This window comes from Rhizobium sp. CB3171, assembly GCF_029714265.1.
Classification (GTDB): Bacteria; Pseudomonadota; Alphaproteobacteria; order Rhizobiales; family Rhizobiaceae; genus Rhizobium.
Genome location: NZ_CP121652.1, coordinates 805,870 through 820,581 on the forward strand (window position 1 = coordinate 805,870; position 14,712 = coordinate 820,581).

16 protein-coding genes are annotated in these 14,712 nt (G+C 59.6%); 4 read left to right on the forward strand and 12 right to left on the reverse strand.

Annotated features, from left to right (window positions below; genetic code table 11):
- Positions 1–40: 40 nt before the first annotated feature.
- The 4 genes from QA648_RS03980 to QA648_RS03995 form a co-directional block, all read right to left on the reverse strand.
- On the reverse strand, positions 41–808 hold the full coding sequence (locus tag QA648_RS03980) for a hypothetical protein (protein WP_283049746.1): 768 nt from the start codon (positions 806–808) through the stop codon (positions 41–43).
- A gap of 15 nt (positions 809–823) precedes the next feature.
- On the reverse strand, positions 824–1,081 hold the full coding sequence (locus QA648_RS03985; protein WP_028753410.1) for a hypothetical protein: 258 nt from the start codon (positions 1,079–1,081) through the stop codon (positions 824–826).
- Positions 1,082–1,185: 104 nt separating this feature from the next.
- Entirely contained in the window at positions 1,186–1,623 is a 438-nt protein-coding gene (locus QA648_RS03990) for a TIGR02301 family protein (RefSeq protein ID WP_283049748.1), read from the reverse strand.
- A gap of 102 nt (positions 1,624–1,725) precedes the next feature.
- Entirely contained in the window at positions 1,726–2,145 is a 420-nt protein-coding gene (locus QA648_RS03995; RefSeq protein WP_283049750.1) for an NUDIX domain-containing protein, read from the reverse strand.
- Between the two features lie 133 nt (positions 2,146–2,278).
- Between QA648_RS03995 and QA648_RS04000 the strand changes: the two genes are divergently transcribed.
- Positions 2,279–2,599: a YnfA family protein gene (locus QA648_RS04000; protein WP_283051208.1), complete on the forward strand. Its 321-nt coding sequence runs from the start codon at positions 2,279–2,281 to the stop codon at positions 2,597–2,599.
- 43 nt (positions 2,600–2,642) lie between these two features.
- Complete coding sequence (locus tag QA648_RS04005; protein ID WP_283049752.1) at positions 2,643–3,407, forward strand: SOS response-associated peptidase; 765 nt, start codon at positions 2,643–2,645, stop codon at positions 3,405–3,407.
- A gap of 31 nt (positions 3,408–3,438) precedes the next feature.
- Here the strand turns inward: QA648_RS04005 and QA648_RS04010 are convergent, their stop codons facing one another.
- The 6 genes from QA648_RS04010 to QA648_RS04035 all read right to left on the reverse strand — a co-directional run bounded on the left by QA648_RS04010 (position 3,439) and on the right by QA648_RS04035 (position 10,764).
- Positions 3,439–3,579: a hypothetical protein gene (locus QA648_RS04010; RefSeq protein ID WP_283049754.1), complete on the reverse strand. Its 141-nt coding sequence runs from the start codon at positions 3,577–3,579 to the stop codon at positions 3,439–3,441.
- Between the two features lie 322 nt (positions 3,580–3,901).
- Positions 3,902–4,762 (reverse strand): CDP-diacylglycerol--serine O-phosphatidyltransferase, encoded by an 861-nt coding sequence (pssA, locus tag QA648_RS04015; RefSeq protein ID WP_104822529.1) that lies wholly within the window; start codon positions 4,760–4,762, stop codon positions 3,902–3,904.
- Positions 4,763–4,782: 20 nt separating this feature from the next.
- Positions 4,783–5,481 carry a phosphatidylserine decarboxylase gene (locus QA648_RS04020; protein ID WP_283049756.1) on the reverse strand — a complete coding sequence of 233 codons (699 nt, stop codon included), beginning with the start codon at positions 5,479–5,481 and terminating at the stop codon, positions 4,783–4,785.
- Between the two features lie 309 nt (positions 5,482–5,790).
- Positions 5,791–6,489 (reverse strand): phosphatase PAP2 family protein, encoded by a 699-nt coding sequence (locus QA648_RS04025; protein ID WP_283049758.1) that lies wholly within the window; start codon positions 6,487–6,489, stop codon positions 5,791–5,793.
- A gap of 131 nt (positions 6,490–6,620) precedes the next feature.
- Positions 6,621–8,507, reverse strand: coding sequence for an ABC transporter ATP-binding protein/permease (locus QA648_RS04030; RefSeq protein ID WP_283049760.1), 1,887 nt, complete (start codon positions 8,505–8,507; stop codon positions 6,621–6,623).
- Between the two features lie 199 nt (positions 8,508–8,706).
- Entirely contained in the window at positions 8,707–10,764 is a 2,058-nt protein-coding gene (locus tag QA648_RS04035) for a LysM peptidoglycan-binding domain-containing protein (protein WP_283049761.1), read from the reverse strand.
- Between the two features lie 155 nt (positions 10,765–10,919).
- Between QA648_RS04035 and QA648_RS04040 the strand changes: the two genes are divergently transcribed.
- Complete coding sequence (locus QA648_RS04040) at positions 10,920–11,543, forward strand: TIGR00730 family Rossman fold protein (RefSeq protein ID WP_283049763.1); 624 nt, start codon at positions 10,920–10,922, stop codon at positions 11,541–11,543.
- An 83-nt stretch (positions 11,544–11,626) separates the two neighbouring features.
- Positions 11,627–11,977: a hypothetical protein gene (locus QA648_RS04045; RefSeq protein ID WP_283049765.1), complete on the forward strand. Its 351-nt coding sequence runs from the start codon at positions 11,627–11,629 to the stop codon at positions 11,975–11,977.
- Between the two features lie 38 nt (positions 11,978–12,015).
- On the opposite strand, the gene rarD is transcribed toward QA648_RS04045, so the two are convergent.
- Both rarD and cimA read right to left on the reverse strand, forming a co-directional pair.
- Entirely contained in the window at positions 12,016–12,927 is a 912-nt protein-coding gene (gene rarD, locus QA648_RS04050; RefSeq protein WP_283049767.1) for an EamA family transporter RarD, read from the reverse strand.
- A 110-nt stretch (positions 12,928–13,037) separates the two neighbouring features.
- Entirely contained in the window at positions 13,038–14,654 is a 1,617-nt protein-coding gene (cimA, locus tag QA648_RS04055; protein WP_283049769.1) for a citramalate synthase, read from the reverse strand.
- Positions 14,655–14,712 lie beyond the last annotated feature (58 nt).

Below are 14,712 nucleotides of genomic sequence, written 5' to 3' on the forward strand. Positions count from 1 at the left end.
GTAAGGCCTCCGGTCGGGAACCGCAAGTTCTGAGCAGGGATCATTCGCCCGACGTGAAGAATTTCCACTTGCCATCGGGCGTGATGCCGACGCGGTAGAAATTATAGCCGCCGAATTCCAGCATGTCGGAGAAATCGCCGGCGGTAACGATGCGCATCAAATCGACCTTTTCCGGCGCAGTCAGGGACTTGATGTCCTTCTCCGCGAAATAGGGCCAGACATACATTTCATCCGGTGTGCCCTGGCCGACATGCGCAAAGCCGGACGACATGATGTCAAGGAGAATGGAGAGTATCTCGATACCATCGGGATCGCCGGAAAGATCATGCAGTGTCTTGATCGGGTCTTCGGTCGGATCGTCCGCCGTTACCTGCGTCTGCTTGAGGCCGCCGCCAACGTTCATCAGCGGACGCAGACGCTCGAGATCGCCGGAGGCGGCCGCCTCGACGATCGCTTCCCGCAGCTTGCGCACCGGCTCGGGCGCCTTGCTGATATCGAAGAGAATCTCCGCCTGCTTGCCGCCGTTCGGCGCACTGCTCGATGCGGTACCATTGCTCTGTCCGGCCTGATTGTTGACCAGCGGATCGGGTGCGGGAATTGTTTTTGAGGGTGCCTCCAGCGCCTCTTCGACCGGCTTGTCATTGCGCTGCTGCGGTGATTTCCCGGCAACGCCCGGCTGGGCGGCGGGCGGATTGAGCTGGGAGAAGGCAAAGGCCGGCAAAGGGAGGGCGAGGCTGCCGAAAAACATGGTCGCTACGGCAAGCGAGGCAATGGAACGTCGAAACTCATTGCCCGGTACGGTGTGCATAGGGATCTCTGGCTGTTATTGCAGGGTGCGGTTCGGAGAGAATTCACCAGCAAGCATGCGGTCCCTAAGTGATTCGAGCAAGGCTTCTGCGCCCTGTTCTCCCTGAATGCGAATAGTCTCGCGGATGGCATGGGCAATTGCAGCGTCGGCGATGATTTCCGGCTCGATGCCGTCAGCCATCCCGTCAGCCCAGGCCTCGTTCTGGTATTCCAGCGCTGCCTGCCTTTTTTCGTGGACAATCATGTCGTCGATGTCGTTCAGGCTTGGTTCCATTGTTTCGTTCCTCGAGACGTCCATGTCCTTACCGCTTGATTAACGACTTTATCAGCCTTTTCCTAAAACGACACGGCTCGGCATGAAAAGGGGTTAATAAATCGTCAATTTCCAAAGCGAGCGGTTATTTCTGTGGCAAGTGTTGCACCTTCGTTACGGTAGCGCTCCTCAGCCACGATAGCCTGCGGCGTGCAATCCGTGTAAACCGATGCAAAGGATCTATATCCTCGGTTGAACGAGGCAGTCAGTTTTTCCTTGCGTTTCGGCTCGTCTTTCGTCTCTGCGTCCAGCAATCGCTGCATATCTGCCCGCCAGGAATCTTCTTTTCCGGTGTTGCAGAGATTGCGCAGATAGTGGATCGAGCCGAGAATTTCGGCGAGCCGTGACAACTGATCGTCATAGGGCGTCGGCCGCTCAGCATTATCGGAGTTGCCCGGCACCTGCGCCTCCGGAACGCTCGCCGGAGGCTGCGCAAAGGCCGGAAATGCGGCCACAAACGCGGCGCAGACCGGGAACAGGTTGATGAGGCGACGGTGATTCATACACACAGTTGATATGCCAAGCATGACCGGAGCAAGGCGAAAGCCTCACTTTCCACGCCGTTATTGTTACGCATCGTTAACGCTGGGGCTTCGAATATCTTGTTAGACCCGAGCAGCCGTCAGCCGTTCGGCGCATTCGAGCACGCTCGCCGGAACGGGCAGGACGCGGATCTCTTCCAGCGAATACCAGCCGATCGCCGCGGCATCGTCGGCAGCTTCGGCAATCGCATCGTCGTCGGCATCAACCAGAAAGACCGACAGAACGAAATGGCTGACGAGCCTCCCGTCTGCTGCATGGCTCCTGAGATCGTAGGTCTCGTAGAGGCGGGGGTTTCGAGCAGTTATTCCGGTCTCTTCCCTGAATTCCCGCAATGCCGTTTCCGACGGCGTTTCGCCGTCTTCGGCCCGCCCGCCGGGAAAGGCATACATGTCTGCGGATGGCGGATTGCGCCGCAACACCAGCAGGAACCGGCCGTCACGTTCGAGGATGGCGGAGGAGGCGGGGCGAGGGGTGGAGGTCATGGGTCGATTCGGGTTCTGATGAAGATATCGGCGGCAAAGGATACGGTGCTTGTCGTCCGAAATAAAAGCCCTTTTACTCGCAAATGAGAATGGCGGCGATTCGGATCCGCCAGCCAGGCTGGCGAAAATCATGATGACATATGGACTTTATGCGCTCGCGGCGCTGGCCGAAATTGCCGGCTGTTTCGCCTTCTGGGCGTGGCTGCGGCTAGCAAAGCCGATCTGGTGGCTTGCGCCCGGTCTGGTGTCGCTGGCGCTGTTTGCTTGGTTGCTGACATTGGTGCCTAGCGATGCGGCGGGGCGCACCTTTGCCGCTTATGGTGGCGTCTATATCGTTGCTTCCCTACTCTGGCTCTGGCTTGTCGAGGGGCGTTCGCCGGATCGCTGGGATCTCTCCGGCGCTGCCGTTTGCCTCGCGGGCGCGACCATCATTCTCTTCGGCCCTCGCAACTGACCTTGTTCTTGACCCGAGGCTTTGCGGGTGCAAAACAAGCTGCATGTGCGGACGATTTGCGTTGACCGAAACCGAGAAGAAGGTACGGGAATTGCTCGGTTATCTCGAGCATGAAGACTTTCCCGCGCGCTTCAACATTGCCCCGACACAACCGATTCTGGTCGTCGTTTCAGGCGATCGGCAGGAGCGGGGCAGCAATTTGCCGGATCGCCGCGCGCTGCTGGTGCGCTGGGGTTTCACGCCGGCCTGGGTGAAAGACCCCAAGGAATTTCCGTTGCTGATCAATGCCCGCGCAGAAACCGCGATCGGCAAGGCATCGTTCCGCGCCGCCATGCGCCATCGGCGCATCCTGATCCCGGCATCGGGCTTTTACGAATGGCATCGTCCGTCGAAGGAGAGCGGCGAGAAATCGCAGGCCTATTGGATCCGTCCACGCCACGGCGGCGTCATCGCCTTTGCCGGCCTGATGGAGACCTGGTCGTCAGCCGATGGTTCCGAGGTCGATACCGGCGCGATCCTGACGACATCGGCAAACCGAGCGATGCGTCCGATTCACGACCGCATGCCTGTTGTCGTCAAGCCGGAAGATTTCACGCGCTGGCTCGATTGCAAGACGCAGGAGCCGCGTGAAGTCCTCGATCTGATGGGGCCGGTTCAGGAGGATTTTTTCGAGGCGATTCCGGTTTCGGATCGCGTCAACAAGGTCGCCAATATGGGACCGGAGCTGCAGGTACCCGTTGCGATCGAACCTCCTGCCAAGCCGTCGAAAAAGCTAGATCCCGGCGATGGCCAGTTGAGCCTTCTCTGAACGGCTTGCATTCGATCGGATGCTGCAGGCTTTAAGCGATCTTCTTCTTCAGCGGCTGGGTCTTCAGCATCAGATGCGCTGCCAGGACAGCCTTGAGGCCAAGCGGGCGATAGAGCATAGTAGGATCGATCTTAACTTGCGGTTGTGTTGATTCGTCTTTTTTCGTGGTCATGTGTTACCTCCTCAACGTATTCCCAGGGTGTTTTTTGATTCTGCCGTGCGACGTTGTTTTGTCATAAATCATGACAAATCAAAGGCATTCGCCAATCAGCTTTTGTAAACACCGACCATATTTCGCGAGGGGGACGCGAAATTTAACGCAAAATATATCTAATTTAGTTATTTATTTTTCGTTAATGAGTTGCGTTAACCACAACGGAATTTGGCCGGAGAGAGTGATTGGCGACCGCGATTTTATCACGATTGGCCCTCCCAATTCTTGCTGCAATAGAACGATGACCGATTGCGAGCATCAGATCGGGCCTGGATTTAGGCTAGATATGCCGGCCGATATCGTCGTTTGAATCATCCACATCAGGATCGGCGGGGCCGTTGATGGTGAAGGTGCCGTATTTGCGTGTCCAGGAACGGGCGCCCAAGGGCAACGACAGGAGATAGGCAACGACGGTGACCACCATGACATGCCAGGTATAGCTCATCAGCAGCGCCACATAGACGACGAGGGCAAGCATGATCGGCAGCACGAGATCGCGGCGAATGCGGCTGCCTTCCGTTTTTCCGGACCAGACGGGCAGGCGGCTGACCAGCAGGAAGCCAATCAACACGGTGTAAGCGGCGCCCCAATAGGCAAAGGTCCTGGTGGGTGCCAGCCCTAGAAAACCGAGATAGACCGGCAGCAACACCAGCATCGCCCCGGCTGGCGCCGGTACGCCGACAAAATATTCAGACTGCCAGGACGCCTTGTTCTCCCGTTCCGCCATGACGTTGAAGCGTGCAAGGCGCAGGCCGGCCGCGATGGTGTAGATCAGCGCCGCGATCCAGCCGAGCGAGCGGGCTTGATCGAGCAGGAAGACGTAGACCACGAGCGCCGGCGCGACACCGAAGTTGACAATGTCGGCAAGCGAATCCATCTGCGCGCCGAACTTGGAGGTGGCTTTCATCAGCCGTGCCACGCGTCCGTCGATGCCATCGAGGAAAGCGGCGACAAGCACGGCCACGACCGCGAGCTCGTAACGATTTTCGAAGGCGAGACGGATGCCGGTCAGGCCCGCGCAGATCGCCAGCACGGTGATCATGTTCGGCACCATCAGCCGTAGCGGGATTTCCCGCAGGCGCGGCCCGCGCGCCTCGTCGTTGGGACCATGCGGCTCGAAGGGCGGAAAAGGCGTCTTCATCTCGCTCGTTTTCTCCGGGCTCAGCTACGGCGGCTAAGGATGGGGCCCTTCAACGAGCCGAATTCGGCAATCACGGTTTCGCCGGCGATTGCCCTTTGGCCGACTGCGACGCGCGCCGCCGCTTCTGCCGGCAGGAAGACATCGAGGCGCGAGCCGAAGCGAATGAGCCCGATGCGCTCGCCAGCGTCGACCGGCTCGTTCTCATTGACGAAGCAGAGGATGCGGCGGGCGACGAGGCCGGCAATCTGCACGACGCCGATCTCGCCATGCTTCGTCTCGACGACGAGGCCGTTGCGCTCGTTCTGTTCGCTTGCCTTGTCCAGTTCCGCATTGAGGAAGCTGCCCTGACGATAGGCGACAGTAGTGATGCGGCCGCGCATCGGCGAGCGGTTCACATGGCAATCGAAGACGTTCATGAAAATCGAAACGCGCAGCATCGGCTCGTGGCCGAGATTGAGCTCGGCCGGCGGCGTCACCATCTGCACGCCGGAAACCCTGCCGTCGGCGGGCGATACCACGAGATCGTCGTCCTGCGGCGTCATGCGCTCGGGATCGCGAAAGAAATAGGCGCACCAGAGCGTGAAGATCAAGCCGATCCAAAAGAGCGGCTTGAAGATCCAGCCGAGAACCAGCGACGCAACAAAGAAACCCGCGACAAAGGGATAACCTTCCTTATGCACCGGGACGATGACGTTGCGTACACTGTTCAACAAGCTCATCTACGGCCTACTCCGTTAGGGCACCCTCACCGAAAACCGGGGTCCGGTTGTCGGACGAGATCATGCCAGTCAAAAGAATGAAAGCAAGATAAGCGGTCTTGCTCTGATTACTAGTTGAGCGTGACTACAGGCAAACTCTGTCATGGGCAATGCTTTCGCACGCTCGCCCCCAGCGCAATCCGCGCGGGGCCAAGATGCCAACGATCCGTAGCGTTGAAAAGCGTTGCCTGTGGAAACTCGTGCCGGGCGTAAAGAAAGACCGCTGACGGGAAGCGGCGGCCTTTCATGACCTGTGATGACAGGCGGAATTTAGAGGCCGAGAGCGGCGCGCAACTCGGCCTTGGCGCCTTCATATTCGCTCTTGTAGTCGTCATGCGTCATGATGGTTTCGGCGATGACGGTGCCTGCGATGTGGGCGGCTTCGATGTCGGAGGCGTAATGAATGCCGCCGACGACGCGGTTATGGCCGTATTCCCAGGCCCGGGCCATGATGGCGGCGCGCTTCTCCGGCACCATATTCGCGAGCACAATGCCCATCAGCGTGCCGACCGTGGCGTGGCCGGATGGATAGGAGCCGGACTTGGAGAGCGGTACGATCGGCTTTACGAGATCGCTGTAGAGATGCGGACGCGGGCGCTTCCAGACATCCTTCGCCGGATCGACGACGGCGCCTTCGGTCTCGACGACACGATCGAAGAATGCCGAGAACTTCGGCAGATTTTCCTTGGTGAATTTCGGATTGTCGATGACATCGGAGAAGCGCCAGACGTTCTCTTCCGCATCGGCAACGGCACGAGCCGCCATTTCCGGCGTGCGGGTAACCTGGATTGTCAGGATTTCGCCGAGTTCGGCCTTCATCTGCGCCGAATCATTAGCCGGCGGCGGCGGCAGCAGGTTGAGGAGGTTGATCTCCTTGGCATCCGCAAACGGCTTGGCATCTTCGGCAAAAACCGGCGAAGCGACGCCGACGACGAGCAACAGCGTCAAGGCCTTGGCAAAATTACGCATTTGGGGGCTCCCTTGATGTGAGACCCGTACCTATCAAGCTGTTATCTCAACTACGTGACAAGCGAAGTCCGCAACATCGCTGCGCCGCACTTGCCCACAACGATCGCGCAACGTCGCGGCGACGCCATTCTTCAGCTTGCAGGCGCCAGCCGGTTGACCACGCCGAGATCGTCGCTCTCGCGCACCTGCTTCAGATGTTCTTCCGCCTGAGTAGCCTCGCGCTGGCGGTTCCACATCGACGCATAGAGGCCGTTCTGCTCCAAGAGGGCGGCATGCGTGCCGCGTTCGGCGATTTCGCCGCTTTTCAACACGATGATCTCATCGGCGCCAATGACGGTTGAGAGCCGGTGGGCGATGACCAGCGTCGTGCGGTTCTTGGAGACGACGTCCAGTGCTGCCTGAATTTCCCGTTCGGTCGTCGTATCCAGCGCCGAGGTGGCCTCGTCGAGGATCAGCACGGGCGGCGCCTTGAGGATGGTACGGGCAATGGCGACGCGCTGCTTTTCGCCGCCGGACAGTTTCAGGCCGCGCTCCCCGACCTTGGTGTCGAAGCCCTCTGGCAAATGACGGATGAAGTCACTGATCTGAGCGATCTCCGCAGCGGCCGTCACCTCGTTCTCGCTCGCACCCGGTCGACCATAGCGGATATTGTAGGCGATAGTATCGTTGAAGAGCACCGTGTCCTGGGGGACCATGCCGATCACCTTGCGCAGGCTCTTCTGCGTCACCTTGCGCAGATCTTGGCCGTCGATGGTGATCGTGCCGCTCTGTACGTCATAAAAGCGGTAGAGAAGCCGCGACAGGGTCGATTTGCCGGCGCCCGAAGGGCCGACAACCGCGACCGTTTTGCCGGCTGGCACTTCGAAGGAAATACCCTTCAGGATCGGCCGCGCAGACTCATAGGCGAAATGCACATCCTTGAAGGAGATGGCGCCGTGGCCGATGACCAGCTCCCGGGCGTCGGGAGCGTCCGTCACCTCCGGCTTGACTTCCAATAGATCGAACATCTCCTCGATGTCGGTCAGGCCCTGGCGGATTTCGCGATAGACGAAGCCGATGAAGTTCAACGGCACCGAAAGCTGCAGCAGCATGGAGTTGATGAAGACGAAATCGCCGACCGTTTGGTGCCCGTTAAGAACGGCCCAGCCGGAGAATATCAGCATGACCGTGGTACCGAGGCCAAAGATCAAGCCTTGGCCGAAGTTCAGCCAGCCGAGCGATGTCCAGACATCGGTGGCGGCCTTCTCATAGCGCGACATCGACTGGTCGAAGCGCCGGGCCTCCATTTCCTCATTGCCGAAATATTTGACCGTTTCGAAGTTCAGGAGCGAATCGATCGCCTTGGTATTGGCGTCGGTGTCGCTCTCGTTCATCGAGCGGCGGATGGAGATGCGCCAGTCGCTCGCGCGGACGGTGAACCAGATGTAGAGCCAGACCGTGATCGCCGTGATGGCGAGATAGGAAAAACCGTAGCCGCGCCAGAAGATAACCGCAGTCAGCAGGAATTCGACAAAGGTCGGAACGGTATTGAGAATGGTGAAGCGGACGATCGTCTCGATGCCCTTGGTGCCGCGTTCGATGATGCGCGACAGGCCGCCGGTCTTGCGCTCGAGATGAAAGCGCAGCGATAGCTCGTGCATGTGCACGAAAGTCCGGTAGGCGAGCTGGCGCACGGCATATTGGCCGACGCTGGCAAAGAGCGAGTCGCGCAACTGGTTGAGGCCGAGCTGAATGAGGCGCGTAACATTGGTGGCGACGATCAGTGCGATGGCGCCCACCATGAAGGCCGGCAGGATGCCCTGCATGTCCAGCTTGCCGTTCAGGGCATCGACGGACCATTTGAAGAAATAGGGAACCAGCAGCAGGAAGAATTTCGAGATCAACAGATAGACGGTCGCCCAGACGACCCGCATCTTCAGGTCCATCCGTCCTGCCGGCCACATGTAGGGCCAGAGATTGACGATCGTATTCAATGGATTGCTGGAATCCGCCGATATGGTCTTCTTGCGGTCTGCCATGTCCGTCTCCGGCGAATATCTGAGCCAGCCGGGGCAATGGCGTAGTTGCGCAGCCTGGCTGGAGGGCCCCGTCAGGTAATGAGCGGAGCAATGGGGGTCGGCGGCACGATTATACTATTTTTATGTCGGGTAAAAGCAGCGGCCAGGCGTTGATTGCGCCTGGCCATATTGCATCGGTCTTATTGTGAGGGGCTATGCCCTATAGATGCCCACCTGAAAGCCGCTTGCGGTGCAGCTCTTCCGAATTGGGCAGCGCATCCTTCGGCAGGCCGAAGACCTGGCCGGGCAGGATACGGTCCGGATTGTTGATCTTGTCCTCATTGGCGAGATAGATCGTTGTATAGCGCACGCCAGCGCCGTAGGTGCGACGGGAAATCTGCCAGAGCGTATCGCCGCGGCGGATGATGACGGCATTGGTATCCTGCGAGAGCGGTGCTTGCTGGAGGGTCTTGGGGCCGCCGCCGTTGGAGGAGGTTTCGACGCTCGTCGGCGCAGGGGCTGCATTCTCGGGCTTGGTAACGGCGGCCATCATCTCTCCGAGCTTGGGCAGGGCATCGCCGACCGACTTCGGATCCTTCGGTAGAGCCTGCAGCACGGTCAGCGCCCGGCCAGCCGCGTTTGCGGCATCGGTGGCGGCCTGTTTCAGCGTCGCACTGGCATCGATCGCCGGACGGAATTCCGAAAGCGACTTCAGCGCAATTTCCGTGCCCGAGCGGGCAGCGGCGAGCTGTTCCGCATTCGGCTGCTTACCATCCGCAAAAAGGTCCTTCAGCAGGATGAAAGCCTTGCCGGCGTCCCCCCTCAGCTTGCCAAGCTCACCTTCGTCGAGTGGCACCATGGTGGTGGCGGCAGCGTTGCCGTTGCTGCCGGAAGCCGCCGGTGTTTGCGCCGCGACCGTCACCTGGTTGCCCTCGGGGCGAGCGAAATTGACGCTGGTGCGCACCGTGACCTTGCCGGAGCCGTCGAGGACGTCGACACGGATCTTGTGGTCGCCGACCGTCAGCGGCATCGTGCCGTCGACGACGAAATGCCCGTCGGCTCCCGCCACGATCTCGCCGATTAGCTTGTCGTCGGCATAGGCGCGAACCTTGGCGTTCGGCTTCGTCGTGCCAGCAACGAAGATATGGTTGTTTTCGATCTCGACTGCATTGACCATAACTTCAGGTGCGCTGGCGGTCGTCGCTGCAGGCGCGGTTGCCGAGTCGCCGGTGCTGGTGGCAGCGGCGGTGTTGTCCTGTGGCTTGGTGCCGGTGGTGTCATTGGCGGTCGCCCCGCCTGTGCCATTCGCGGCTGTATCGGCTGCCGACGCCTGCTGGTCGGTCGCGACGCGCCCTTGCTTGGCTGACGGCGCGGTAATGATGCGGCTTGCCGTGCCGGGTTTGGAAACCATGGCGAGAAGCTGGCTCTTATCGTCCTTCGGAACCGATACGGTAGCAACTTCCTCTGAAGTGACGGCCTTGCCGTCCTTGCCCGTTGCGCGCAGCACCAGTTCATGATCGCCGGGCGGCAGCGGGTTGTCGAGCACGGCGGCGAAATCGCCGCTCGGCCCGACCTCGGTCGTCGTCACCACCTTGTCGCCGTCGACGATTTCCAGCTTGGAATTGGGCTCGGCCGAGCCCGCGATGACGGTGGAACCATCCGGCTCGACGCGCAGCACGTCGAAGGACGGGGTTACCGGTCCCGCCGCTTGCGTCTGCGGCGCGGCCTCGCCAGTGAGTGCTGCCCGCGCCTTGTCGATCGCGGCGGCGGCATCGGCGATGTTCTCCGGAAGAGACTGGATGATGGCAAGTGCCTTGCCGGCGCCGTCATGTGCCTTGTTGACCAGGGCGGTCGTCGTGGCATCGGTGCCTTGGGGCGCGGTAAAATCGACGATCGCCTGCAGCGCAGTGACCGTCTTCGTCTTGGCTGTGGTGAAGACGTCCTCGGTCGGCCCCTTGCCGTCCTTGAAGAGCGCTTTGAGATCGGCAAGAGAGGTGATGGCCGTGCCGCTGAGATCGGTGAGCTTCTTGGTGACATCAGCGGCGTTGATTGCGGTCGTGGCGGCACCCTGCGTTGCTTCACCGGCCTTTTTCACGGCGTCGCCTGTTTTTTGGCCATTTTCCGTGATGGTGTTCTTCACCGCGTCGCTCGCCTGATTGATGGCGTCACCGATTGACTTCTTATCGCCGTTGATGCGCGGCATCACAAAGAAGACCATCAGGACGGTCGCAACTACCAGTACCAACAGAGCCAGCAAGCCGGCACGGTTCTTCATCATCATTTCTCTCCAAGCGGCGGAGTCATCTCCACTCTTGAAATTGCTAACGATTTCGCCTGCTTTTACAAGCTTTCTCAGTCATTTCAGCGTGCTCTGGCACAAGTTTTCTTTTGAAAATTCTTGACTGAGCACTTGCAGCATAGTTGTTTGCATTCATGACTGACGATTCTGTGCCAATTCGATCCATCTGCGTCTATTGCGGCTCCAGGCCGGGTCGCGATCCTTCCCACATGGCTGCGGGCCGCGAGCTGGGCAAGAACATCGCCGAGAGCGGGTTGCGCCTAGTCTATGGCGGCGGCACGAAAGGCATCATGGGCGCTGTCGCGAGCGGCGTCCTGTCGCATGGTGGTCAGGTTACCGGCATCATTCCGGAGTTCCTCGTCGATATGGAAGCGACGCGCCATTCGCTCGGTCAATTGGACGAGCTGATCATAACCCCGGACATGCATACGCGCAAACACACCATGTTCGAGCGCGCCGACGCTTTCGTAGCGCTGCCGGGCGGCATCGGTACGCTGGAGGAGATCGTCGAGATCATGACCTGGGGCCAGCTCGGCCGCCATGAAAAGCCGATGGTCTTCGCCAATATCAACGGTTTCTGGGACCCGATGATGGAGCTGATCCGCCATATGACGGAGGAGGGCTTCGTCCACACTGCTCATCGTGTGCAGCCGCTGGTCATCGACAAGGTCGCCGACATCATTCCCGCAATTCGCAAGCATGCGGCCGAGGCGCATGGCGACCGCGGTGGCGAAGAGGCCGTTATCTCGAAGCTGTAATTTTGGATCCACCTGACAGCTTGTCGGATTGTGGCAATAGGATATTGTGCGGCTCAGTCTTGATTGGACATGGGCGATTAAATATGTGGTCGGTTTTCAAGGCATTATTGTCGGGTATTAAACCATTCAACGTGATGGCTGGCGATGTCATCTTTGCGACGGCATGGGAAAGCGGAACATCCCGATTTTCGTTTTTCGAATGGCGCGTCAAAGAATTACTCGACAAGTCCGATGTCCTAATAGGCGTAAAGATGCGCCCTGATAGCTACGCAGGTCCTGAAGGTGACGTCAAAAACTATATCAACTTCGATATTGAGACGGCCATCAGGATCCGCGACAGCTTGAACGAATGCATCGAATTCGCGCGGCACTATCGCGAAATAGGCGGGAAAGCCTCTTACGCTCCGACTCCGAATGTTGGCGAAACTGCTTAATGCATGGTTGACGTGTGGCTCAGCAGCCACGCTGAGTCTCAGCGCCCCCGGCTCTGACGCAGCATAGACCAGCTATAAAGCGCCAGCCCCGCCCAAATCAGCGAGAAGGCGATCAATTGGGTCGTGCCGAAAGGCTCCTTGAACAGGAAGACGGCGATCAGGAAGACCATGGTCGGCACGATATACTGCATGATGCCGATGGTGGAGAGCTTCAGCAGTTTCGCTCCATTGGCGAAGATCATCAGCGGCAGGGCGGTCACAAACCCGCAACCGAGCAGAAGCGCCATATCCGAGACGCCCGTGCGATAAAGATGGCCTTCGCCGCGCGCCTCCAGATAGACGATGTAAAGCAGCGCGGGGATGCAGAGCAGCAACACCTCGATAAAGAAACCTTGATTCGGCCCGACCGGCAGCGTCTTGCGGAAAAAGGCGTAGAAGCCCCAGGAGAAGGTCAGCGACAACGCCACCCAGGGCAGGGTGCCGGCTTGGACAGTCAGGATGACGACCGCTGCGGCCGCCAGGCCGATCGCAACGATCTGTGCCGGCGCAAGCCTCTCCTTCAGCAGCAAGGCGCCAAGCGCGATGCTGAACAGCGGATTGACGAAATAGCCGAGGGCTGCATCGAGCGAATGTCCTGCGCCGATGGCCCAGACATAGGTGCCCCAGTTGATGGTAATCAACACCGCCGTCAGCGACGCCATGGCGAGCGTGCGCGGGTTCGTCAGCGCCGCCTTCACATCGCCCGTGCGGCCGAGCGCCAGAAGCACGGCGCCGGCGACCGGAACGGACCATAGGATGCGGTGGGCAATGACCTCTGTCGCCGGAATATGTGCCAAGGCCTTCATGTAGAGCGGCAGGACGCCCCAGATCAGATAGGCCGTCAGCACGAAACCGAACCCGCGTGGGCTTTCCTCGTTCTTGATATCAGGTGCGACCGTATCGGTAGCCATTGGTATTTCCCGCCGTAATATTTTCTTTTACGACGGGCTTACTCCAATGCGCCTTGTGGGGCCAATTCATTTCCTTGACGGCATCGTCAAGGTTTTTGATAGGCGGCGGATCACTCCGCCGCGATCTTGCCCGCCATGTGCCGGTTTTTCATCAGCTTGTAGATGACGGAATCCATCAGCGCCTGGAAAGAGGCGTCGATGATGTTTTCCGAAACCCCGACCGTCCACCAGCGCACGCCGCTGCTGTCGGTGGATTCGATCAGGACCCGGGTTATGGCCTCCGTGCCGCCGTTGAGGATGCGCACTTTGAAGTCAGCGAGCACCAGATCGTCGATCTCATGCTGGTATTTGCCGAAGTCCTTGCGCAGTGCCAGGTCGAGCGCGTTGACCGGGCCATCGCCTTCGGCAACCGACATGATAGTCTGGCCGTCGATGATCATCTTGACCACCGCTTCCGAGACGATCTTTACCCGGCCGTGAGAATCGAACCGGCGCTCGACCATCACGCGGAAACCGTCGATCGCAAAGAATTCCGGAATGGTGCCAAGGGTGCGGCGCGCCAGAAGCTCGAAGCTGGCATCGGCGCCCTCGTAAGCGTAACCGGACGCTTCGCGCTCCTTGACGATCTGGATCAGCCGATCGAGCTTCGGGTCGTCCTTGCCGACCTCGATGCCGCGCCGCTTCAGCGCGTTGATGAAGTTCGACTTGCCGCCCTGGTCTGATACCATGACCTTACGGAAATTGCCGACGCTTTCCGGCGGCACATGCTCGTAGGTGCGCGGGTCCTTCAGCAATGCAGACGCATGGATACCGGCCTTGGTCGCGAAGGCCGAGGCGCCGACATAGGGCGCCTGATGATCGGGCGAGCGATTCAGCAGCTCGTCGAAAGCATGCGATAGGCCGGTCAGGCCCAAGAGCCGTTCGCCATCGATTGCCGTTTCGAAGCGCTCGCTATAGGCCCTTTTCAGCGCCAGCGTCGGGATCAGCGTGATCAGGTTGGCATTGCCGCAGCGTTCGCCGACGCCGTTCAACGTGCCTTGGATCTGCCGCACCCCGGCTTCGACCGCGGCGAGCGAATTGGCGACCGCCTGGCCCGTGTCGTTATGGGCATGGATGCCAAGACAGTCGCCGGGGACGCCCTCGGCGATCACGGCTTCAACGATGGCGCGGACTTCCGGAGGCTGCGTGCCGCCATTGGTGTCGCAGAGCACGACCCAGCGCGCACCGGCTTCATAAGCCGTCTTGGCGCAGGCGAGCGCATAGCTCGGATTGGCCTTGTAGCCGTCGAAGAAATGCTCGCAGTCAACAAGCGCTTCCTTGCCTGCTGCGATGGCCGCCTTGACGCTTTCGGCGATGCATTCGAGATTTTCCTCATTGGTGCAGCCAAGGGCGACCTTGACGTGATAGTCCCAGCTCTTGGCGACGAAACAGATAGCATCGGACTTTGCCTGCAGGAGGCTGGCAAGACCGGGATCGTTGGAGGCGGAAACGCCGGCGCGCTTGGTCATGCCGAAGGCGACGAAGGAGGCAGTCTGCGTCCGCTTTTCATTGAAGAAGGCGGTGTCGGTCGGATTGGCGCCGGGATAGCCACCCTCGACATAATCGAGGCCGAATTCGTCCAGCATGTTGGCGATGGAAATCTTGTCCTCGACCGAAAAGTCGATGCCGGGCGTCTGCTGCCCGTCGCGCAAGGTCGTGTCGAAGAGATAGATTTTTTCGCGTGTCATTCGGTTTCCTCCGGCGAACCGGTTTCCTCTTATCTAGTCGCTTCCTCTCCCGCCTCGG

Coding starts and splice junctions, on each gene's coding strand:
- QA648_RS03980 (WP_283049746.1), bottom strand. CDS start 808: ATGCACACCGTACCGGGCAATGAGTTTCGACGTTCCATTGCCTCGCTT.
- QA648_RS03985 (WP_028753410.1), bottom strand. CDS start 1,081: ATGGAACCAAGCCTGAACGACATCGACGACATGATTGTCCACGAAAAA.
- QA648_RS03990 (WP_283049748.1), bottom strand. CDS start 1,623: ATGAATCACCGTCGCCTCATCAACCTGTTCCCGGTCTGCGCCGCGTTT.
- QA648_RS03995 (WP_283049750.1), bottom strand. CDS start 2,145: ATGACCTCCACCCCTCGCCCCGCCTCCTCCGCCATCCTCGAACGTGAC.
- QA648_RS04000 (WP_283051208.1), top strand. CDS start 2,279: ATGACATATGGACTTTATGCGCTCGCGGCGCTGGCCGAAATTGCCGGC.
- QA648_RS04005 (WP_283049752.1), top strand. CDS start 2,643: ATGTGCGGACGATTTGCGTTGACCGAAACCGAGAAGAAGGTACGGGAA.
- QA648_RS04010 (WP_283049754.1), bottom strand. CDS start 3,579: ATGACCACGAAAAAAGACGAATCAACACAACCGCAAGTTAAGATCGAT.
- pssA (WP_104822529.1), bottom strand. CDS start 4,762: ATGAAGACGCCTTTTCCGCCCTTCGAGCCGCATGGTCCCAACGACGAG.
- QA648_RS04020 (WP_283049756.1), bottom strand. CDS start 5,481: ATGAGCTTGTTGAACAGTGTACGCAACGTCATCGTCCCGGTGCATAAG.
- QA648_RS04025 (WP_283049758.1), bottom strand. CDS start 6,489: ATGCGTAATTTTGCCAAGGCCTTGACGCTGTTGCTCGTCGTCGGCGTC.
- QA648_RS04030 (WP_283049760.1), bottom strand. CDS start 8,507: ATGGCAGACCGCAAGAAGACCATATCGGCGGATTCCAGCAATCCATTG.
- QA648_RS04035 (WP_283049761.1), bottom strand. CDS start 10,764: ATGATGAAGAACCGTGCCGGCTTGCTGGCTCTGTTGGTACTGGTAGTT.
- QA648_RS04040 (WP_283049763.1), top strand. CDS start 10,920: ATGACTGACGATTCTGTGCCAATTCGATCCATCTGCGTCTATTGCGGC.
- QA648_RS04045 (WP_283049765.1), top strand. CDS start 11,627: ATGTGGTCGGTTTTCAAGGCATTATTGTCGGGTATTAAACCATTCAAC.
- rarD (WP_283049767.1), bottom strand. CDS start 12,927: ATGGCTACCGATACGGTCGCACCTGATATCAAGAACGAGGAAAGCCCA.
- cimA (WP_283049769.1), bottom strand. CDS start 14,654: ATGACACGCGAAAAAATCTATCTCTTCGACACGACCTTGCGCGACGGG.